This window comes from Pantoea sp. Ft-CA_14 (genome assembly GCF_024520875.1).
GTDB classification, from domain to species: domain Bacteria; phylum Pseudomonadota; class Gammaproteobacteria; order Enterobacterales; family Enterobacteriaceae; genus Pantoea; species Pantoea agglomerans.
Genome location: NZ_JALNPM010000001.1, coordinates 308,729 through 327,437, shown reverse-complemented (window position 1 = coordinate 327,437; position 18,709 = coordinate 308,729). Strand labels below are relative to the sequence as shown.

The 18,709-nt window shown below is 50.8% G+C and carries 24 protein-coding genes and 1 pseudogene; 10 read left to right on the top strand and 15 right to left on the bottom strand.

The window, feature by feature from the left end; translation table 11 throughout:
* Positions 1-15 precede the first annotated feature (15 nt).
* The 3 genes from NR195_RS01615 to NR195_RS01605 all read left to right on the top strand — a co-directional run bounded on the left by NR195_RS01615 (position 16) and on the right by NR195_RS01605 (position 1,553).
* Entirely contained in the window at positions 16-564 is a 549-nt protein-coding gene (locus NR195_RS01615) for a GNAT family N-acetyltransferase (protein WP_256843968.1), read from the top strand.
* A 142-nt stretch (positions 565-706) separates the two neighbouring features.
* A complete protein-coding gene (locus NR195_RS01610) occupies positions 707-838 on the top strand; it encodes a hypothetical protein (protein ID WP_010670579.1) in 132 nt (43 codons plus the stop codon).
* A 127-nt stretch (positions 839-965) separates the two neighbouring features.
* Positions 966-1,553, top strand: coding sequence for a TetR/AcrR family transcriptional regulator (locus tag NR195_RS01605; protein ID WP_124890711.1), 588 nt, complete (start codon positions 966-968; stop codon positions 1,551-1,553).
* Here the strand turns inward: NR195_RS01605 and NR195_RS01600 are convergent.
* Positions 1,519-2,400, bottom strand: coding sequence for a LysR substrate-binding domain-containing protein (locus NR195_RS01600; RefSeq protein WP_089414710.1), 882 nt, complete (start codon positions 2,398-2,400; stop codon positions 1,519-1,521). The genes NR195_RS01605 and NR195_RS01600 overlap by 35 nt on opposite strands.
* A gap of 96 nt (positions 2,401-2,496) precedes the next feature.
* Here NR195_RS01600 and NR195_RS01595 point away from each other — a divergent pair, with 96 nt between their 5' ends.
* Genes NR195_RS01595 through NR195_RS01585 form a run of 3 tightly spaced genes read left to right on the top strand, consistent with a single transcriptional unit; the run spans position 2,497 to position 3,715 of the window.
* Positions 2,497-2,802: a carboxymuconolactone decarboxylase family protein gene (locus NR195_RS01595; RefSeq protein ID WP_256843967.1), complete on the top strand. Its 306-nt coding sequence runs from the start codon at positions 2,497-2,499 to the stop codon at positions 2,800-2,802.
* Positions 2,802-3,191, top strand: coding sequence for a tautomerase family protein (locus NR195_RS01590; RefSeq protein WP_182504868.1), 390 nt, complete (start codon positions 2,802-2,804; stop codon positions 3,189-3,191). Before NR195_RS01595 ends, NR195_RS01590 begins: the two co-directional genes overlap by 1 nt.
* Positions 3,188-3,715 (top strand): DUF4865 family protein, encoded by a 528-nt coding sequence (locus NR195_RS01585; protein WP_033768760.1) that lies wholly within the window; start codon positions 3,188-3,190, stop codon positions 3,713-3,715. Before NR195_RS01590 ends, NR195_RS01585 begins: the two co-directional genes overlap by 4 nt.
* A gap of 25 nt (positions 3,716-3,740) precedes the next feature.
* Here NR195_RS01585 and NR195_RS01580 read toward each other — a convergent pair whose 3' ends face one another.
* A complete protein-coding gene (locus NR195_RS01580; protein ID WP_256843966.1) occupies positions 3,741-4,118 on the bottom strand; it encodes a RidA family protein in 378 nt (125 codons plus the stop codon).
* A 460-nt stretch (positions 4,119-4,578) separates the two neighbouring features.
* On the opposite strand from NR195_RS01580, the gene NR195_RS01575 reads away from it, so the two are divergent.
* Together NR195_RS01575 and NR195_RS01570 are read left to right on the top strand one after the other, a co-directional pair.
* Positions 4,579-4,854: a hypothetical protein gene (locus tag NR195_RS01575; RefSeq protein WP_010246864.1), complete on the top strand. Its 276-nt coding sequence runs from the start codon at positions 4,579-4,581 to the stop codon at positions 4,852-4,854.
* 14 nt (positions 4,855-4,868) lie between these two features.
* Positions 4,869-5,207, top strand: coding sequence for a type II toxin-antitoxin system RelE/ParE family toxin (locus NR195_RS01570; protein WP_010246865.1), 339 nt, complete (start codon positions 4,869-4,871; stop codon positions 5,205-5,207).
* Between the two features lie 294 nt (positions 5,208-5,501).
* Here NR195_RS01570 and NR195_RS01565 read toward each other — a convergent pair whose 3' ends face one another.
* The 4 genes and pseudogenes from NR195_RS01565 to NR195_RS01550 form a co-directional block, all read right to left on the bottom strand.
* Positions 5,502-5,822, bottom strand: coding sequence for a hypothetical protein (locus NR195_RS01565; protein ID WP_052271311.1), 321 nt, complete (start codon positions 5,820-5,822; stop codon positions 5,502-5,504).
* A 28-nt stretch (positions 5,823-5,850) separates the two neighbouring features.
* Positions 5,851-6,364 (bottom strand): annotated as a pseudogene (locus tag NR195_RS01560) (phage integrase family protein); the annotation flags it as partial.
* 73 nt (positions 6,365-6,437) lie between these two features.
* The gene (locus NR195_RS01555) at positions 6,438-6,809 is read right to left on the bottom strand and encodes a hypothetical protein (protein ID WP_256843965.1); all 372 of its coding nucleotides are present in this window, start codon (positions 6,807-6,809) and stop codon (positions 6,438-6,440) included.
* Positions 6,810-6,888: 79 nt separating this feature from the next.
* Complete coding sequence (locus NR195_RS01550) at positions 6,889-7,821, bottom strand: hypothetical protein (protein WP_256843964.1); 933 nt, start codon at positions 7,819-7,821, stop codon at positions 6,889-6,891.
* 571 nt (positions 7,822-8,392) lie between these two features.
* Between NR195_RS01550 and vapB the strand changes: the two genes are divergently transcribed.
* Together vapB and NR195_RS01540 are read left to right on the top strand one after the other, a co-directional pair.
* Complete coding sequence (gene vapB / locus NR195_RS01545; protein ID WP_163641098.1) at positions 8,393-8,623, top strand: type II toxin-antitoxin system VapB family antitoxin; 231 nt, start codon at positions 8,393-8,395, stop codon at positions 8,621-8,623.
* Positions 8,620-9,036 carry a type II toxin-antitoxin system VapC family toxin gene (locus tag NR195_RS01540; RefSeq protein ID WP_163641100.1) on the top strand — a complete coding sequence of 139 codons (417 nt, stop codon included), beginning with the start codon at positions 8,620-8,622 and terminating at the stop codon, positions 9,034-9,036. The genes vapB and NR195_RS01540 overlap by 4 nt, the downstream gene beginning before the upstream one ends.
* 40 nt (positions 9,037-9,076) lie before the next feature.
* On the opposite strand, the gene NR195_RS01535 is transcribed toward NR195_RS01540, so the two are convergent.
* From NR195_RS01535 to NR195_RS01495, 9 genes are all read right to left on the bottom strand, one after another.
* Positions 9,077-9,955, bottom strand: coding sequence for a restriction endonuclease (locus NR195_RS01535; protein WP_256843963.1), 879 nt, complete (start codon positions 9,953-9,955; stop codon positions 9,077-9,079).
* Positions 9,956-10,342: 387 nt separating this feature from the next.
* Entirely contained in the window at positions 10,343-10,933 is a 591-nt protein-coding gene (locus NR195_RS01530) for a LysE family translocator (RefSeq protein WP_256843962.1), read from the bottom strand.
* Positions 10,926-12,095: an MFS transporter gene (locus tag NR195_RS01525; RefSeq protein WP_256843961.1), complete on the bottom strand. Its 1,170-nt coding sequence runs from the start codon at positions 12,093-12,095 to the stop codon at positions 10,926-10,928. Before NR195_RS01525 ends, NR195_RS01530 begins: the two co-directional genes overlap by 8 nt.
* A 54-nt stretch (positions 12,096-12,149) precedes the next feature.
* Positions 12,150-13,418 carry an acetyl-CoA carboxylase biotin carboxylase subunit family protein gene (locus NR195_RS01520; protein ID WP_256843960.1) on the bottom strand — a complete coding sequence of 423 codons (1,269 nt, stop codon included), beginning with the start codon at positions 13,416-13,418 and terminating at the stop codon, positions 12,150-12,152.
* Positions 13,415-14,167, bottom strand: coding sequence for an SDR family NAD(P)-dependent oxidoreductase (locus NR195_RS01515; protein WP_256843959.1), 753 nt, complete (start codon positions 14,165-14,167; stop codon positions 13,415-13,417). The genes NR195_RS01520 and NR195_RS01515 overlap by 4 nt, the downstream gene beginning before the upstream one ends.
* Positions 14,142-15,044 carry a DapH/DapD/GlmU-related protein gene (locus NR195_RS01510; protein WP_256843958.1) on the bottom strand — a complete coding sequence of 301 codons (903 nt, stop codon included), beginning with the start codon at positions 15,042-15,044 and terminating at the stop codon, positions 14,142-14,144. The genes NR195_RS01515 and NR195_RS01510 overlap by 26 nt, the downstream gene beginning before the upstream one ends.
* Positions 15,041-16,003, bottom strand: coding sequence for a phytanoyl-CoA dioxygenase family protein (locus NR195_RS01505; RefSeq protein WP_256843957.1), 963 nt, complete (start codon positions 16,001-16,003; stop codon positions 15,041-15,043). The genes NR195_RS01510 and NR195_RS01505 overlap by 4 nt, the downstream gene beginning before the upstream one ends.
* A gap of 16 nt (positions 16,004-16,019) precedes the next feature.
* Positions 16,020-17,183, bottom strand: a complete 1,164-nt coding sequence (locus NR195_RS01500; protein ID WP_256843956.1) for an NAD/NADP octopine/nopaline dehydrogenase family protein — start codon at positions 17,181-17,183, stop codon at positions 16,020-16,022.
* A gap of 16 nt (positions 17,184-17,199) precedes the next feature.
* Entirely contained in the window at positions 17,200-18,150 is a 951-nt protein-coding gene (locus NR195_RS01495; protein WP_256843955.1) for a hypothetical protein, read from the bottom strand.
* Positions 18,151-18,709 lie beyond the last annotated feature (559 nt).

Here is an 18,709-nt window from a genome sequence, read left to right as displayed (position 1 = left end):
CACAAGGAGCGCAGGATGGTTTGGGAATCAGAGCGGCTGCTCTACAGATATACTCTTCGTGAGGATCTTGACGACCTCTTCAGAATCTATGGCGACCCCGAAACGCATAAATTTAACCCGCGAGGTCCATGGCCCGACAGAACGTATGGCATTCAGGCCATAGAGCGCATATTACAGAGCTATCAGGAACAGGGTTTTGGCGACTGGACGATATTTGAGAAAGCCCATCCGGATAAAATTATCGGCTTTGGCGGTGTTTTCAGAAGCCAGTTTGACGGTCGTCAGACGAATAATCTTGGTTACCGGTTTGAGCCTGCTGCCTGGGGAAAAGGGTATGCTACCGAGCTTTCCCGCAGAGCCATTCGCTACGGATTCGAAGAGGCCGGGCTGAGCATCATTACGGGGGCGACGCGCGAAAACCATCTGGCTTCGCGGCGGGTACTGGAAAAAGCGGGCCTGACCTTTTTGAAAAAGGTCGACGATCCTGAGGGGTTGCCTCCCAGCCTGATGTACACCCTGACACGACGTGACTGGCTTGCGGCTGGCAACATCGTTACCGCATAAGTTTGATCTTTCCCGTTTGTGATTCAGGCGTGGCGAAATCTGCGCCACCTTTTCGCGCAAAGTCCCTTTAAACCCTCTCTTATCCCGCGATTAATACTCCGCTGTGTGGATTACTTTAGCCACCTTAATCAGGGGAGGCTTTATGGATATTCGTACAATTTTTATTTCAGCAGTTATGGCAGTCAGTCTTTTATGGATAGGCGCATCAGATAACCGTTCGTCACATCTCACCGCCGAGCCGGTTAAATCTGTCCTGAGTAAACTGCAGCCTTGATTCTCAATCGTCCGATAGCACACATTAGCGCCTGCTCAGCCTGAGATGCGGTACACTGCCGCTATCTGTTAATGCAACTTCGTTGCTTTAACCATGACGTTGAGGCTGATAAAAGCGGGAGAAAGAGATGGCGAGGGAGATGATTCGGCAGGGTGGGCGCAGCGCACGTATTCAGGCGGAAGTGCATAACACCGTTAACCGGTTGCTTGAAACGCTTGATCGTTCAGCTATTACAGTGCCGATGATCGCCGAACAGGCGGGTGTGACACCTTCCACGATCTATCGGCGCTGGGGCGATCTGTCCCAGTTGCTGGCGGATGTGGCCGTGGCACGGATGCGGCCCATTGCAGAACCGGAAGATACCGGATCGACGGCCGGCGATCTTACCGCGTTCATCCAGCAGTATGCTGAAGAGATGTCGTCCAAAGTCGGTCGTGAGCTTCTGGCTGATGTGATAGGAAGTCAGGCTGAAGTGGCGAGCCAGAAATGCTGTGGGTTTACCTATCAGCATCTTGAAACACTGAAAAGTCGGGCCGAGGCACGCGGCGAATCAGGCTTTGACGTTGATCGCATCATCGATGTGGTCGTGGCGCCGGTGATGTTTCATATTCTGTTCGGCGACCGCGACATCTCAGCAGAATACTGTTCGTCTCTGGTTCAGCGGGCATTTCAGACAGTAGTCAGCGCTGAACAAAGGGCAGGGCGGCTTGCGTGATCAGATGCTGCAAGAGTGCTCGCGCCGGATCGTCACCCTGATCGGAGCGGGCGAGCGCGATACCCAGATAGCCGGGCATTGGCAGCCGGTGTGATTCAATCACCAGCGTCTCCGGCAACCCGGCGCGGGTGCGCAGGGTGATGCCCAGCCCGGCCTGTAATGCCGCCCAGATCCCGCTAAGACTGTGGCTGGTGAACACTACCCGCCACGGAATACCTGCCTTATCCAGCGCCTCGATGGCGCGCGATCGCATGACACACGGCGCATCGAATGCCACCAGCGGCAGCGGCTCGCCGCGCTGCAGATATCCCGCCAGATCAAACGCCGGATGCTGTATCCAGGCTAACGGACACTGACCAATTAACTGCGTGCCAGCCTGCTGCTCTGCCTGCCACAGCAGCGCCAGGTCCAGCTCATGACGGGCCAGCGCCGTAAGCAGCGGCAGATTTCTGTCGACGCGTGCGGTCAGCATCACATCCGGATGCTGCCGGTTGAACGCGCCGAGAATGGCCGGCATCAATGCCTCGCCAAAATCCTCCTGCATCCCGATGCGTATTTCGCCCTGCAACGCTTCGCCTTTCACTGCCCGCAATGTCTCATCGTTCAGCGACAGCAGGCGTCTGGCGTAACTCATCAGCTGTTCACCGCTGCGGGTCAGCTGCACATGACGCCCTTTTTTCATCACCAGCGCCGTGCCGCATTGCTGCTCCAGTTTCTTAAGCTGCGCACTCACGGCCGAGGCAGACCGACACAGATGCTGTGCCGCCAGGGCAAAGCTGCCGGCATCAATGCCAGCGACGAAACTGCGCAGCGCATCCATATCGAGGGACTCCGGTACCTTGTTCATTATTGTCCTGTAATTATGGATGGTAATAGCTGATTAATTTGATTTTCAGGATTGAAGGCCTGAGTGACACTCTGTCTCACCACTGAGGAGTGTGCAATGAAAAAATCGCTTGATCGGGAAACACTGGCGCAGCGCGCGCCAAAACTGGCCGAACTGACACAGCAGGTGCTGTTTGGCGATATCTGGCAGCGCGAACTGCTGTCAACGCGTGAACGCAGCCTGCTGACACTGGCAACGTTAACCGCGCTGGGGCGGGTCCAGCAGCTGCCGTGGCACATCGATTTCGCCCGACAAAATGGGCTGACGCAGGATGAACTGGTGGAGAGCTTCACCCATCTGGCGTTTTACGCAGGCTGGCCCGCCGCCGTCACCGCGCTGGGTTATCTGGAGGATAATTACTGATGCCCTTTACCCGAATTACGCTGCGTCAGGGCTACAGCGAGGCGGCTCTGCATCACATCTCCACGCTGCTTCAGCAGGCGCTGGTCGCGGAATTTGACGTTCCTGAGCATGATTGCTTTCAGGTGATTGAGATGCTGCCCGCCGGACAGCGGGTATTTGATCGTCACTATCTCAGCGGCGGGCGTAGCGACAATTTCGTGCTGTTTCAGGTGACAGCAGGCCGACCGCGAACCCGGCAACAGAAGCAACGGTTTTATCATTCACTTTGTACGACGCTTCAGGCGGAGATGGCGATCGATCCTGACGACGTGATGATCATCATTCAGTTTAACAGCACCGAAGAGTGGAGCTTTAGCGGCGGCAGGATGCTGGCACAGGAGGCGTTATGATTATCATGCACTACCGTTTTACCCTGCCCGCTGACTACGACATGGGCATCATTGAACAGCGCATCAGTCTGAACGGAGCCCGGCTTGATGGCTTTCCAGGGCTGGTGGCCAAGGCGTATCTCTACACCTGCCGTGATGATGACGGACAGAATGAAAACCGTTATGCGCCGCTCTATTTCTGGCGGGAGGCGAGTGGTATGCAGCGTTTCCTGCAAAGTCCTGGCTTTGCGACGCTGGTCAGGGATTTTGGCTGGCCGATCATCGAAAGCTGGCTGGCGCTTGAGGGGCAGACCCACATGCCGGATCTGGCCGATGCCCGCTTTATAACGCTGAACCGCTGGACGATTCCACCGCATTCAGACCTTACGACACTGCCGGTAACAACAGGGATCAGCGCCTGGGATGTGAGCCGCTGGCAGGGAGTAGACGTTAACGCTTCACACCAGCGCCCCGCTGGCGAGCAGGAAGTCTATCGGATCGGTTATCTGGCACGGGGTGCAGCCGCCGCGGATCTGCAACTCTAGCATCGGGAATGTCGCTGCTTTCTACTCACAGGGCAAAAATGGCTTCTATCTCTATGCGCAGGTCAGCGGAGAAAAGTCCGCTGACCTGTACCAGCGAGCTGGCGGGCAGATGCTCGCCGAAGTTGCGATAAAGCACTTCCCGCAGCGCGGTGATCTCTGTGAAAGAGGTGATGAATATCGTGACCTTCAGCAGCGCTGCGAGCGACGTATGCTCAGCTGCGGCAACCGCCCTGAGTTGATCAAAAATAGCCTCTGCCTGTTCAGCCATATTTCCCTGCTGAGCCGCCGTACCGAAAGCGGTCAGCCCAGAGACATACAGCGTCACGCCATGTTTCACTGCGTGGACATAAGGCGCTTTTACTTCGCCCAGTTGCGGATAATTTTTGCGTTCTGGCATCGTCATATTTTCCTATTTTAAGTGATTTCATACCATACAGGCTACTGGCATTAAAGCAGGCTGAGAGTCGATAGCGGGTTGTGTTAACAAATCGGCAATAGGCAGAAGAGGTGATTGCTGGTGGTTAAGGCGATCTTTTGACGATTTCAGTCGATTTCAGTCGATTTCAGACATCAACGCCGGGCCTGTGTTGCGTGCTATATACAATACATTGAATAGCATGACTACCTTCTGATTTTAAACCTATCAGGACGATGCCTTGCCATCCAGATTCAGTAACGTGGATAGGGTGGATAAATATGTACACGATTTCACTCGTAGGTTATATTCATCCTATGACCCTCGGAAAAGAGAGGGGCAGTTCAAATCTTACGGTCTGTGAAATTTTTTAATCAACGATGAAATCTGGATGGCTCTACCGGCAATCCCTTTGATTTTACCCGTCCTGTCTAATCGGAAATCATGTATGAACTCAAATCAAACCATGTCCCAGAAGCTTGCCAGAGACAGTCTCGGAAATGCTGCCGCCTTCGAAGGAGGAGTATACGTAACAAAAAACGGCGTCTCTGAACTCTTCATCCAGACTGCTGCTGAGCGTCAGGCTGAGATTAGAGAGATCGAGCAGGAAAGAAACATAAACGCCCTTTTCAAGCTGGCCTTGCAAGCTAAAAAGGAAGTCGCTGATGGCAAAGGCATGACCCCTGAAGACGTTCTGGGAAGGTTACGTGCCGCAAGAAAATAATAGAGAGGCTTTGAGTGTCAGAACAATATCAGCTGGTAATCGCGCCTCTGGCTGAACAGTGTCTCAAGGACATTGAGTCCTATAAGAGCGGAACAGTTGGGGCGCAGCAAGCGGCTGCATTTGTCGATAATCTACTCATGGATTCAGTCGACAATATCAGTCAGGATCCTGAAAGGTATCGCTACAATGCTTATCTTTCAGAGCGCGGGCTTTTGTTACGCGAACGTCTTGATGTTGAAGGAGAGTATCGTGTTCTGTACGATTTCGTGGACAATACTATCCAGATTCTTCTTTTCGTTAGCATGAAACAGGATTTCGGAAATTTGCTCTACAGATACAACATACTGAAATGACGCTCAGGGCCCGCTAATGCGGGCTTTTTCATAATGAAAGCTTATGGACGTAAGTGCCACTGTCAGCATCCCCGTTTTAGTTTCACTCAATTTTTGAGATTTCCGGATTCTCAGCCATCAGCCCATATTCTTCCGGCATCAGGTTATCAGTGATTCATAAGCCCGCTTACCTGTTAGTCGTAGACAAAAAACACTTTAATTTCAGATGTGTAGGGATAAGCCAGGACGGGCGCGGCCATAATGATGACCAGCGCGAAATCATATGAATAACGATATGAACACGCCCGTCAGAAATCAGCGCTTCAGCAGTTGCTGGCAGAGAAGATTATCCTGCACGGCGCGCTGCTGTTCATCAGGTGTCAGTTGCTGCCAGCGAGCAATCACGCTGCGGCCCAGCCCCGATTTATAAGTGATTTTTTGCAGCGCATAATCAGAGTTGCCGCCTTCAATGACGTTCTGCATCTGCCGGTCGAGGGGCTGCTTACTATCATGATCAATCGCGCACAACACCGCGACGTAATACGCCTTATCTTCCTCACTGTCGTGTGGGATAAACCACCAGGCGGCCAGGGCGAGGATCAGCAGTAGGGGCAGGATATATTTTACTTTAGCCATCGGCGTCATCGGTTGAGGGCAGTTAAGTCAGCCAGATGTGCCCTGTCCTATCTGTCATGGCCCAGAGCCTGATCTTTATCGTTGTGGTCGGTCTCCGAATTGAAGTGCCCAAGCGGGAATTTCGGTGTGGAGACCATCAGCTCTTGCTGGGCCACGTACTGCTGATCGGATAGCGGAATCAGGCAATGCAGTATTATACCGGCAGGCGCGCGGCCGGGCCGCATACGGCTTTTTCACCACGCTGTTTCAGCGTGGCCAGCTGCACATAAAGGTAGGGCGGTGCCAGGCAAAAATCCCCTTGGTCAGCGCCAGCGCTTCGTTAATGTGCGCGCCCGTATTCCAGAGGGTGGTAAAAGCATTTTGCGGTGCAGAAAAGGCACGTAATGGAGAAGGGCGCTCACCTCCGGGGCCAGCAGGTACTGCGGGTATTCATCATGCTGCGCGGCCATCTGGCGCAGCGCCAGCGCGGCTGGATAGTCTATGGCAACCGGCAACTGTGTGGCAGATGCCTGCGGATAAAGGGAGGGTAATGACATGGTCATTCCTGCTTTTTTTATGGCAATAACTCGGCGGATCGTCAGGTTTCCGGACCACATAGGAATGGAAATCCGTAATTTATGTCTGGCTGAAGGGTGCAAATTCTTCACCTGCAGGCAGACGCTGACGCATACCCTCAAGGACGGTTTTTTCGCCTTCCGGCCCTGCTACTGGCATTGAGACAACCATACTGTCAGGATCGATTCGCGAATAGTATCCCGACCCGCATTTTCTCTGCGTGCCCGCAAACGTCAGTGTCAGAGCGGGAGTGTCGCTGCCACGGGTTGTCCATGTTGCGATACCCTGTCCGGTGGCCAGGTCTGCTTTCCGGCTGAGAACTGTCCCGCGGACTTCCAGCCGGGTCGGCAGGCGCGCCATACCATCACCTGGCAAATCCTGGCGGCAAATCACCACGCTCCCTGGCGGATAGGCCGCCTCAAGCCGCGTCATTTCATTCGTTGCCGCTTCAGCTGCAGGTATCAGTCCAGAACAAAGTAACCCGCACACCGAATTTTTATTACAGCTGAATTCATTCTGAAGTCAACCCACCCGCATTGCTGCTGTCCTCGCCGAATGGCGTATTACTGATTTCTTTAAGATCTGTTTCCCATCCTTTAAACCAGTCCGCCGGATCGTCACCGATAAATATCTGCTGTAGCCAGCGCGCCGTTGAACGCCTGTTTGCATCCTGGAACCAGACCGGATGATGGTGACCAATGACAGACCAGAAATCAAAGTCCGGCTGCTCTGGCTCAAAATCAAACGTATTCACTCCAAAGTGCGCACTTTTTGTTTTGAGGAACAATAGGAAACGCTTCAGGTTAGTGTGTCCGCCCGCCCCCATACCCGCGCACAGGTAAAAAGCTTCTGTTATTACAGCGAGTTCGGTGCGGCCAGTGTTCTCATCGGTTCGCAGAATGATCAGGGTGCCGGCATGGCGTCCCGTGCTAATACGGATTAGTTCAAATGTGTAATTACCAACGTTCTCGGGCAGTAAAAACTGAGTGTATCCGCTGCTGCCTATTCGGGTAACGGTGAATGGCGAACCACTGTTGCCCAGCAACCATTCAGCGGAGGATCCAAATTTTTCGGCGATCGCATCGGCAAGACAGAACGGCAGTTCCTCATTCCCCTCCATGATATCCATCAGAAGGCCGGGCGACGTATCCAGCTGCCGTGCCAGCTGGACGAGTTCAGGGACCCCTGCTTTATCCGCACGTCCGAACGTACGGAAATAATTGTCCGCCATCAGCCGGTCAAACAGCCACTTCAGTCGCTTGCCCGTTTCGTACTGCCAGCGTTCCCGTTCTGACATCGCAGGCCCTTCACTGACGACCGGCTGATAATACTCCCGCAGCGCAGTCCGTATTTCTCCTTCCAGTGATCGTTCGTTTTTCATTGCTGACTGCTCGATGCGCTGATAGAGCGCATCGTCCACGTTACGGGCCTGAATTTTCGCCATGATTCAACCTTTCTTTTGTTTGCAGACAAGTGACACCAGACTGAACGGAAAGTACAGTTTGCGTAAAATTAAAAGGGTATTAAGTATCAGTGTATTCATTATGAGTCAATTAGTATGCATGATTTGAAATACCAAATTATTTTCAAGTGAAACTGTTTCATTCCGCAATAATCTTAAGCCTATCTCAGCATGATCCGAATTTTTCCCGATATGGCAGTAACCGGAAGCACAGCACGGCGGCGGGGCGGGGAAAAGCCCGGCGGTGCAGGATCCGGCAGCCGCCTTTATCCCATATCTTGTATGCTTACCAGCTGCAGGAGGCACTATATGTAGTAAGCTGCGCAGAAAGTCGCCACTGAGATTCGGAGATCCAGTTCTGCCTTTTTACGGATCTAAGCTGAAAAGTGAGGTGAAACTAAGTTGATCAAAACACATATGTCATGCATCTGCATATACTAAGCCTATGCATCCCCATGATATCTGTATATACTCAACACATGCACGACCATTGTGACTGCAATATTAGGCCGGAAACGGCACGGTGTCGGAACCCCGACCGGAAGGAGTAATCATGCGAACTGTATCTGTGTTTAAAAATGGCAATAACCGCGCTATTCGTCTGCCCCGGGATATGGACTTTGAAGGCGTCAGCGAGCTGGAGATTGTCCGGGAAGGGGACTGCATCATCCTCCGTCCCGCCCGGCCGACCTGGGGTTCGTTCGCCAGCCTGGAAAAGGCTGATCCGGACTTTCTGGCGGAGCGCGAGGACATTGTCAGCGACGAAGGGCGATTTGATCTGTGAACAAAATTTACATGCTCGACACCTGCATCTGCTCGTTCATCATGCGCGAACAGCCGGAAGCCGTACTGCAGCGCCTGGCGCAGGCGGTGCTGCGAAATCAGCGTATCGTGGTCTCGGCCATCACCTACTCCGAGATGCGCTTCGGCGCCACCGGCCCGAAGGCCTCCCCGCGCCACACTGAGCTGGTTGACGCGTTCTGCGCCCGCCTCGATGCCATCCTGCCCTGGGACCGCGCCGCGGTAGATGCCACTACGGAAATTAAGGTGGCGCTGCGGCTGGCCGGGACGCCGATCGGTCCGAACGATACGGCGATTGCCGGTCATGCGATTGCAGCAGGGGCAATTCTTGTCACCAATAACACGCGGGAATTTGAGCGGGTGCCGGGGTTGAAACTTGAAGACTGGGCGAAGTAAGCCACTCTCTTAAGGGTAATATCTCGTATTACCCGGCAGGTTATTTCGGCGTGCCGGGTATTTTGTCCTTAAGAGTGTAAAGCCTGTCGAACTCAGCATAAGGCTCCCCGGTTTCAGCCGCATGCCGGAGCTTAGCTTCCAGCAGGTCGGGCAGAGCGATACCATGACTGAGTGAATGATAAAGATCATAACCACTAACACAGATAACCCGTTTTCCTTTACCGAAGGCCGTCAGACCTTCATCAGTAAAACCCATCCAGCTAATGAACACTCCCCGGGCCCATTTTGCCTTGGTGCTGAGTTTCCCTTCGAATACGTGCAAATCTGACGCCGGCGTTCTGTTTTGATGCCACTTTGCTTCCATAAGGTAAAAGTCATCATTCAGCCGGAAGCTACCGTCAATCTGTTCACCCGTATTACGGAATGACGAACGGGGGGCAAGCTTAAAGGTACTGAACAGTTCAGCAAGCCAGGTTTCAAACCGGAAACCCCGGGGATGGGGGGGCAGGGATTTCATCGCGTTCATTTCGGCTACCAGTGAAGGCCAGTCAACACCGTTCCATACCTGAGCAGGCCTGGCACCTTTGGCTGTCTCGGTGTCAGCATTTTCCAAACGGGAAATGAGTGCAAGATAGTCATTACGGCTTTGTTCGGCCTGCTCAGGCATGGACTCCATTTTGTACTGCCAGAGGGCACCAAGAACCCGCAGGGCGGTCTCACGATCCACCTGCTTCAGCAGACATCGGACCCGTTTGGCCTTTGAGGTTCCTTCCTCCTGATAACGTTCATCATCAATATCTATGTTCAGCTCTTCATCAAAAAAAGCCGACAGCTTACGGTTGGAAAAATCGAGGATCCAGCCGGCATCGCTCTCAAACACGAGGTTAAACAGTCTCATTTCCTGCATTTTCAGTTTCACGCCAGCCTCCTGTTTTTTCACAGTATAACGGTATGAAATTGCAGGTGGTAATGAGTAAACAACCGTGCGTCAGTATTTGTGTGTTCCGACTTTACCTTTTTCCGGATCCTGGAGTTTTAACAAATGAGTGGCGTGCAGAATGCAGTGAATAAGACGTAAAACCGGCATGAATTCATAAATCCGGTTTTAATCTCTTTTTTCGTTCAAACTCGTTTATCAAGCATGAAGCACTTTCTTTTTCATGCAAGCCAGTTTATTGCCTGTGGGCATTAAAGAACAGGCAGACAGACTTTCTTCATCATCGGAACGGTGGGGTTCAGGTACCTATAAGACCCGCCAGCAGATCTGAATCAGCAGGCCGGGGCGTGCCAGCCTGCTAAAGCATTTTCAGGTGAACGGATGGTGCTGAAATGTGCTGTATAACATGAAAATACCGAATGACATCAGCGCCAGCGACGAAAACGATCTGACTGTAAGGTCAATACGTCTGTTTTTATTTCGGCGCTTTATCATTACACCCAGTGAAATCCAGAATCCGGAAGCAGTAAGAACCGCGACAGTGAAATTGAGAAAAACCATAGTGTACCCTCCCGGGGAAGACACAACGTTTTCCGGAAATACTACGGAGGCAAAAATAAGCGCTTTCGGATTCATAACCGTTGTTAAAAATATTGCACCTGGGGTAAATATGTTACCAGTGGTGTTTATTTCTGAGTGCCATATTTTGAAAGCCAGGAAAAAAAGATAGCCCGCACATAGCAGTCTGAAAAAACTAACCCCCGAACTCCCCGCTGATAATAATATAAAAGTCACTGCTGACCAGGAAGTTATGCTGAAAAGATACCCCCCCCATTCAGCAATCATTAAAAGGTAGGATTGACGAAATCCCTGCCTGGCACCCGCATTAAAGAGAAGAATATTCGTCGGACCGGGAACAAACAGGAGTAAAGCACATGATAAAATAAGCACACTATTCATTGACCCTCTCCTGAGTAATTGCTGCATTAATCAGTAAGCCGCCACACACAGCTATGGCTGCCATTACGTAATAAAAAGAGGCCGGGCTGAAACGCTCAACGAACCATCCGGTTACAGCCGGATTTACGGCTCCGCCAATCCCGGTCAGGGTCTGTACCGAAAACACTCCCGCCCTGGTAAGCCTGTATCCTAAGCCGTCGGCCAGTAAATACTGGACAGGATTCAGCAGGACTTCGCCAAGCGAGAAAAAAATCATGCCGGCAATCCACATTATTCCGGACGACCCGGCCTGAGAGAAAATCAAAATGCCAGCTATCAGCCCGGCAGCGCCGGCAGCATTTAAGGCTGCCAGGCTGCCCGTGTTCACACGCCGCCCCAGAGGGATCTGAAAAAGTATGACAAAGACTGCATTGGTAACCAGAATCAGCGTTATGATTTTGTAGGTCTTTTCAGGGGAAAGCGTTGCGATCAGGATCTGAGAAATGCTCGAGGAAAACCGCCCGTAGCAGAATGAAAATAACAGGCCGCCGAAAATGATCACTATAAACCGCCATGTCTCCGCCCGGCTCTGAGTCTCCCTGCTCTGGACTCCCACCGGCCGGCTTACCATAGCATCAGCAGGCGCAGACCGGAACAGAAAAGGAGACAGCAGCGCCAGCGTCATGCTGATGGCTGCCGAGATCCAGAATATGAGACTGCCGTTGATGTGCAGCAGCAGCGTTCCCAGCGCGGGACCTGCCACCCAGCCGATGTTAATGAAAGTATAATTGACTGAATAAAGATGAGCTTTCTCGGACTCACCTGTTTCGGATATCTCCAGTTTTACAATCACGCTGTATACGGAATAGGCGAGATTCGTAAGGGTATAACTCATGACTATGAGCCAGATATTTTCAGAGAGAGCTAAGCCGGTATAGCCCAGGGTAAACATAGCCATTGAACCTGCAGCAGCACCTTTTTTACCTGTGAACAGGATAAGTTTACCGCAGAAAGACGTCAGCACTATTCCACAGAGAATTCCGCATGTCAGAATTAAACCCGTTGTTTCCGGCGTAAATCCTCTCTGCGTCGTGAGAAAAACGGCAAGAAATGGAAGAGTGACACCTCTGGATACGGTAAGAAAGAAAGAAGACAGAAAGAGAGGGAAATATTTATTCTTCAAATTAATCGCCTTTTAATGCCGTTTTTATCCATGCTGAGCAGGTTATTTCCGATATCAAACACTGGGTTTCTTCAGAATGAGTGAAGACTGCTTTTCAACTGACCGTATAATATCTTCAAGTACCGTCCATGCATCATTCGCCGGAGCCTCTAATATCACCCAGCCAAAAATATCCCCCTCCGCAACAGCTTCACCAGGCTTCATCCTGAACTCCAGCGTTCTGATATGATCCCTGATTTTCTCGGGGAGGGAGGGCGTGAATTCGCCTGAAACCGTGCCGGATCGGAAGGCCTTGAAGAAATATGACATGACCCGCTTTCCGCTTTTTACACCGGGTAATGCCGGCGCGTTTCCCTGACTGATATCAATGAGGTGTTCAAAAAGGCTGACTCCCGTCACCAGGTCGTACAGAATCGGGATCGTGCCGTTCCCGATTCTGCCGTTAATTTCGATGATCGCAGGCCCGCGTGCCGTCACCATAAGTTCAACATGAAACACGCCATAATCAAGCCCCATCTCAGCGATTGCTTTTGACGCCAGATCAAAACACAACGTTTCGGTCTCCCCGGTCAGATAAGAAGGCATGACACTGCCGAGTTCAATCACGTCATTCTCGGCACTGCGGATCCTGCTGGTGATCATAAACGGATAAAAGGTGTTATCCCTCCGGCCAATCTCCACAGAGACCATGGTGCCTGACATGTATTGCTCTATGAGAAAACCGCGATAGAGATAATCTGTGACTGATGAAGGCAGCTGCGTTAATTCCGCTTCAATTTTACCGGTCAGCCCCTCAATGTCGTTTTTCGTCCTGATGATATAGGTCAGCTTACTGCCGGATGAAGTCACGGGTTTAACAATGGCGGGAAGGGGCACATCCTCAAGCCGCCGGGCCAGTTCTCTGTAATCGCTGACGTGTGAAAACCACGGTGCGTTCAGGTCCACGCCCTGGGTTTTCTGCCGCATGCGCAGTTTGTTTCTGGCAAGCTGGGCCGCCTGACTGCTCACAAAAGGCACATTCAGGGATTCTGCTGCGCTCGCCGCCGATTCGAGAGATCGGTCATCCGGGCAGACAACTGCCGTTACCGGATACCGGTCATTTAAGTCGGTCACAGCAGCAAGGACGAATTCAGGCGAGGATGTGCGCGGCACGTCAACGACCTCATGAATACGTGAAAATATTTCGTCATTATGAGGTGAGTTCCAGTGCCGGATATTAGCCTTGTTGCGGATGTGGCTTACACGATAGCCCCTGTTCAGCAGTCGGGTGATCAGATCGATTCCACTCACCACCGCGTTATTCACTATGACAACATGTTTCATCTGTTCACCTGCGCAGGTTCAATAATGATTTCACCGATTCTTACCTTGGGTGAAGACGCTGTCAGCCAGAGTACCAGAGAGGATATATCTTCGGGCTGCAGGAGATCTTCAGCAGGCAACCGGCACCCTCCCGTACGTGCCATGTCCGTGTTGATCCAGCCGGGACACAGCGAAGTAAAGCGTATTTTCTTCAGGGCCGGGACAGCTGTCAGGGACTGGACGTAGAGCAGCAGCCCTGCTTTAGATGCGCCGTAAAGACCCTTGTCAGAAAATCCGGTTTTGCCGGCTCTTGATGCCACACTCACAACGTAAGGCTGTTCCGCCTTCATCAGTAGCGGAATAAGCTCATCAATAAGCAGCATCGGGCCGGTAAGATTGGAAGAGATAACCGTCGTAACTTCTGTGTCGCTCAGACCGGTACTTTTATTGCTCGTGATCCCCGCAGACAGCAGCAGTAAATCCAGCCGCCCCAGCTTCCGCTCAACGTTTTGCCGGATATGCTGTGCTGCCTGCGCGGCTGTAATATCCGCACGAAGCGTTATCAGGCTTCCCGCAGGCCCTGCCTCCAGGGCCCGGCGGGAAAGATCTTCTAACTTAGTGTCACTCCGGCTTAACGCGACAACCCGGTAACCCGCCCGAATCAAATCAAACGTACACTGCTGGCCTACACCTCCCGTCGCCCCGGCAATCAGGGCAACAGGCCTGCTGTCAGACGCCGCCTGCTCAGTCGTTCCGGTGAAGCTGTTCATTCACACCTCCCCAGACGCTGCTGTCTGTTTTAAGCACTTCCACTGTACCGGTCTGACTGTTTCGCCTGAAAAGTAGGTTGTTCCTTCCTGACAGGTTACGGGCATACTCAACACTGCCGTCAGGCAGTGTCACCTTGGTTCCGGAGGTGACGTAAAGGCCGGCCTCCACAATGCAGGAATCTCCGAGCGAAATACCGATGCCGGCATTGGCACCGAGAAGAGAATCACGGCCGATGGAATTCGTCTGCTTGCCGCCTCCGGAAAGCGTTCCCATAATGGAGGCGCCCGCTCCGACGTCGCTGCCATGACCAACAGTCACACCGGGCGTGATCCGGCCTTCGACCATGCACTGCCCGAGGGTTCCGGCGTTGAAGTTAACAAAACCCTCGTGCATGACGGTCGTGCCTTCTGAAAGATAGGCCCCGAGACGGACACGGTCAGCATCTGCGATACGCACGCCGGTCGGAACAACATAGTCAACCATGCGCGGAAACTTGTCGACGCTGAAGACGGTTAACTGATGATGCTCGGCGGCAACCAGGTGCCGCAGCCGTGCTACCTGATCGGGAAGGACCGGCCCGGCAGACGTCCATGCAACGTTTGGCAGGTGAGCGAAAATTCCCGTGAGGTTGATCTCATTAGGTCTGAACCGGCGTGAAGAAATCAGATACAGCCGCAGATAGGCATCCTCAGTGGAGGTGATATCTGCCTGAACATCCGTTTTGAACTGAAAGAATTCACTTCGGATCAGGCCATATTTCACTGCAGGGCAGGAACGTGCGTTTTCTGAGTTGTCGGAATAATAGGCATCCAGCGTTGTTCCGCCCGCAGTCTCTACGTACCGGCTGCCGGCCATTTCATAGATATACGCTGTCACGCCAGACCTCCGGACTGAGTGCGGATTACAGTTCCGAGTTCAGTATTAAACTTCTGGCCATCACCGTCAGCAATTCTGTTTACCAGTACGGATACATCCCCCCCGGTTTTGTCAGAATTAACTTTGTTATAGCGTGAGCTGACGTCTATAAAACGCATCACAAACGACCTGCGGGAAGGCTGGGGGCCGGAAAGAAATTTATTACTTTTGTGGAACACATCCTTATCAAAGGCTATTGCATCCCCGGGACTGAGACGGTATTTAACAGATTCACTGTCGAAAAGATTCCGCGCAAAGCCGGAGATATACAGTGACTCGCTAAAAAGGTGAGGGAACTGCTCCTGAATAAAGGGATAAAGCTCCTTAAATTTTTTCTGCTGTTCAGTGCGGAATCGCGGGCCGAGAACGGTTTTGAATATTGCCGGTATTTTATATTTACCTTCTGTCAGTGAGCGCGTTACTCTGGACTGAAGCTTATAAAATTCTCTGCCAGAAAAAGCTTCTGTTGAAAGCAGGCTCATGCCCCCATCCTGCCCGTCAGGATCAACATCATCCAGCGCTATCCACACAGAAAATGCGCGGTCTTCAGGGAAGATATATTTAAAACTCGTAACGCCTATATGCCAGTCGAAACCGACAGAGCTGGCATCTGTCTCAAAAATAATTCCGTCAGTGAAGACCACATCACTGTAACCCAGATTCGTTACAAATCTTGAAAATCCGGGGCTTTTAATAAATGCCTGCACTTTTTCGTCATCGATTGCAACGTTATAGGTATTCCTCTTGAAAGAATCAAAGGCGCTGTTGCTTTTGGTCTGGCTGTTAATTTCACGCAGGTGTTCAACCATCTCACTGGAAATAAGATTTTTGACATCCGTAAAACCGTGCCTGCGATAATATTCCGCATCATATGTAACATTTTCGCCAGAGAGTATTTCATTCCTGGATTCAACAGACATATTTTTACCCTTATATTTAGTTGAGAAGATCAGTAATGCTCTGTTTGTTAAGTTTCAGTGAGTCAAGATACTGCTGATAGCCTTTAAGGTGATCGGTTTTCACCTGTAGCGCGGTCAGTACTTCATTAATCGAACTGACAAACTGGTTTGTACTGGCATAGTTTTCCCCGGAGACTGAAGTGAGCCAGTTCATAGTAAGAAGCCCCGGGTAATCTTCACTGATGATGCGCCCGGTTTTAAGCCTGCCTAAAGAGGGCTCAGAAAGTGAACGATAGATACTTCGGGTGCTCTTTATCATCGCGAGAAACGTTTTCTGCTGGGGAATTCCGTACTGTTCAGTAAGCATGTCCGTAAAAAGACGGGTCCGGGCTCCAAATGCCCCGGCAAGTTTTACCCTTTCGCGATCCAGGGCTTCGATAAGGTCTGAGTTTCCTTCATGTACCCCGTCGCTGTAATGCAGGTACTGCTCACCCCGTCGGGTCCTGATCAGGTTTTCCGAATCGAAGGCTACGGCCAGATGAATGATATAGCCGAGGGGGTCAAACTGCAGATCGAGTGGGCGAACAAGCTCAAACCTGTGTTCCTCAGGGCCAATCGCATGGCCGGAGAAAATTCGCTCGCATAATGACAGGGCACTGACACGGTCATCGCCCGGAATTGCAACTCGCGTAACTTTTTTTCGTTTAAATTCAATAATACTGTTAATACACCTGGTCCCGTAAAAGCTGTCTTCAACGAGCAGCAAATGCATACTTCTAAGCTTTGCATTTTTGCGCCATTTGTCGATCAGCGCTATCTGACCGCCCTGACCGGCTCTGACAAATGCAACGGTCGAACCCGCCGGCATAGGACTCGCCTGAATGTACTGCAGCAGTTTCTCTCTCAGAACGGGAATGTCAGGCACCGTCAGTATTACGGCGGCACACTTACTGAAAAGGCCACTGAGATCGCTTCCGAAATGGTGCAGATTACTCTTTGGGAAAGAAGCGGAGAGGGTTTCACCGCTCAGGATATTTTCCATGCTGAACTGAAGCGGAGCGTTTTCCTTAAAAAAGGGATGATTATCCGGTTTTATAACAATCAGATGAGGATCAATATTCGTTTCATGTCGCCTGCCATACATATCCACTGCAAGAGTGGAACCCACATGGCCCCCGCCTATAATCAGTACGTTTTCCATAAACCTTCCTTTGTGCTCAGGAACGGAGGGATAGCATCGTATTGCCGTGATGCGCGTCTACTATGTCCTGCGATACCACATAAGAACGCAGCAGAAGTCTTTTCACATCATCTGATGCAAAAACGTCCCGGCCGTGGACCGTATAGTCATTAGGTATAATGAGCGCTTCCCCTTTCAATATGGGGTGACCGTCCCTGAGGCCGATATCGAGCGCTATTTTCGAAAGTTTTTCCAGAGCCTGTTCCGCCTGGACAAACTTTTCACTATCAAGATGGGCAGCAGGACGGATATTTGAAAAATTCATCTTTATTTGCAGGCTGCCATCAGCTTTCTTATCAAATATTCTGAGTTTCCTGATCTCCTCATTCGGCCATAACAACTTTCCGCCTGCACGCATTTCAAAAACAGCGTCGCTGAGCAGGCTTATTTCCGCTGGCGATAGTTCGTTTTTAATGTCCTGTGAAGTGGCCAGAAGTGTTTTGGGGATGTTCCCTTCTGAGATATGAGGTAACAGAACAAGCCTTTGGGGCCGGCAGTGATCAGAGGCAAAACTTAAATCATTGTGCATCGAAAGCAGCTCAGTTCCACTGCTAAGCTCTGCAGATGTCGGTGTAGGACGAATATCAGTTATGTAACTCTGGTTATATTCGGAATAAGCAACACAGCGTCCGACAGTTTCTCCGATGATAAGCAGTAGTATTTTTGAACGCTCAATATCATCAAACAAAGGGAGATTTTTTAGAAGAAATGGTTCCTGATGAACGAGTTCAGGGAAAAAATTTTTCATTTCTCCTTTGTCTATATGGAATCGAATTCTTGAGAGATACCTGTTCTGAGTCTGACCAGGACACTCAGCATGAATATTTTCGACAAAGGCTCTCAGATTATCTCTCGATCTTTCAGGAAAATAAAAATATGAAAAATTAAAGCATCCCATAGAGTTTTCCGTTTCATCTGAAGGTTTCATTAATTAAATATTCCACGCCAAACGAGACAAGAATCTAAACGAAAATAAAAACAACTTCAAAATGCTTTATTGTGATTTGCATATGATTATCTTTTTAATTAACCAGTTGTGATATGTTAATTTTCAGTGGAAATTTTCAGGGACTGGTTAACACAGAGTTATCTACTGAAGATGAACTTATTAAGCGTGATTTTTTTGGTTCCACCACATTTCTCATATGCATTTTTATATTCTTCATAAATGGATTAATCTGTTCTCCCGTTCGCTAGCAGCATTTATAAAAATATTTTTAGGATTTATCCGGGGCCTGAGTCTCGGTGGATTCTGTCCAGCCAGCATACTTTTTAAGCTTTAAACAGTGCTGTACTGTCACCGACATGTCAGGAGGAGATTTAACATGACCAGCCGTTCAACCTTGTTCAATCCGACTCACAAGTAATGACTTTTTGAGGTACAGGACTAACAGGATCTGACTTTGCCTTTTTCCGGATCTGAACCTGAAGAACCCATTGAAAGCATTGTGACCGCATATTAATGACATCATGTCATTTTTACATGG

What these genes read in the sequence shown, in the direction of transcription:
- NR195_RS01555 (WP_256843965.1), bottom strand. Translation starts at nt 6,809, where the DNA reads ATGACGCGGCTTGAGGCGGCCTATCCGCCAGGGAGCGTGGTGATTTGC.
- NR195_RS01520 (WP_256843960.1), bottom strand. Translation starts at nt 13,418, where the DNA reads ATGAAACATGTTGTCATAGTGAATAACGCGGTGGTGAGTGGAATCGAT.
- NR195_RS01615 (WP_256843968.1), top strand. Translation starts at nt 16, where the DNA reads ATGGTTTGGGAATCAGAGCGGCTGCTCTACAGATATACTCTTCGTGAG.
- NR195_RS01565 (WP_052271311.1), bottom strand. Translation starts at nt 5,822, where the DNA reads ATGGCTAAAGTAAAATATATCCTGCCCCTACTGCTGATCCTCGCCCTG.
- NR195_RS01610 (WP_010670579.1), top strand. Translation starts at nt 707, where the DNA reads ATGGATATTCGTACAATTTTTATTTCAGCAGTTATGGCAGTCAGTCTT.
- vapB (WP_163641098.1), top strand. Translation starts at nt 8,393, where the DNA reads ATGCGAACTGTATCTGTGTTTAAAAATGGCAATAACCGCGCTATTCGT.
- NR195_RS01575 (WP_010246864.1), top strand. Translation starts at nt 4,579, where the DNA reads ATGAACTCAAATCAAACCATGTCCCAGAAGCTTGCCAGAGACAGTCTC.
- NR195_RS01595 (WP_256843967.1), top strand. Translation starts at nt 2,497, where the DNA reads ATGAAAAAATCGCTTGATCGGGAAACACTGGCGCAGCGCGCGCCAAAA.
- NR195_RS01515 (WP_256843959.1), bottom strand. Translation starts at nt 14,167, where the DNA reads ATGAACAGCTTCACCGGAACGACTGAGCAGGCGGCGTCTGACAGCAGG.
- NR195_RS01530 (WP_256843962.1), bottom strand. Translation starts at nt 10,933, where the DNA reads ATGAATAGTGTGCTTATTTTATCATGTGCTTTACTCCTGTTTGTTCCC.
- NR195_RS01585 (WP_033768760.1), top strand. Translation starts at nt 3,188, where the DNA reads ATGATTATCATGCACTACCGTTTTACCCTGCCCGCTGACTACGACATG.
- NR195_RS01580 (WP_256843966.1), bottom strand. Translation starts at nt 4,118, where the DNA reads ATGACGATGCCAGAACGCAAAAATTATCCGCAACTGGGCGAAGTAAAA.
- NR195_RS01500 (WP_256843956.1), bottom strand. Translation starts at nt 17,183, where the DNA reads ATGGAAAACGTACTGATTATAGGCGGGGGCCATGTGGGTTCCACTCTT.
- NR195_RS01505 (WP_256843957.1), bottom strand. Translation starts at nt 16,003, where the DNA reads ATGTCTGTTGAATCCAGGAATGAAATACTCTCTGGCGAAAATGTTACA.
- NR195_RS01550 (WP_256843964.1), bottom strand. Translation starts at nt 7,821, where the DNA reads ATGGCGAAAATTCAGGCCCGTAACGTGGACGATGCGCTCTATCAGCGC.
- NR195_RS01590 (WP_182504868.1), top strand. Translation starts at nt 2,802, where the DNA reads ATGCCCTTTACCCGAATTACGCTGCGTCAGGGCTACAGCGAGGCGGCT.
- NR195_RS01600 (WP_089414710.1), bottom strand. Translation starts at nt 2,400, where the DNA reads ATGAACAAGGTACCGGAGTCCCTCGATATGGATGCGCTGCGCAGTTTC.
- NR195_RS01605 (WP_124890711.1), top strand. Translation starts at nt 966, where the DNA reads ATGGCGAGGGAGATGATTCGGCAGGGTGGGCGCAGCGCACGTATTCAG.
- NR195_RS01495 (WP_256843955.1), bottom strand. Translation starts at nt 18,150, where the DNA reads ATGAAACCTTCAGATGAAACGGAAAACTCTATGGGATGCTTTAATTTT.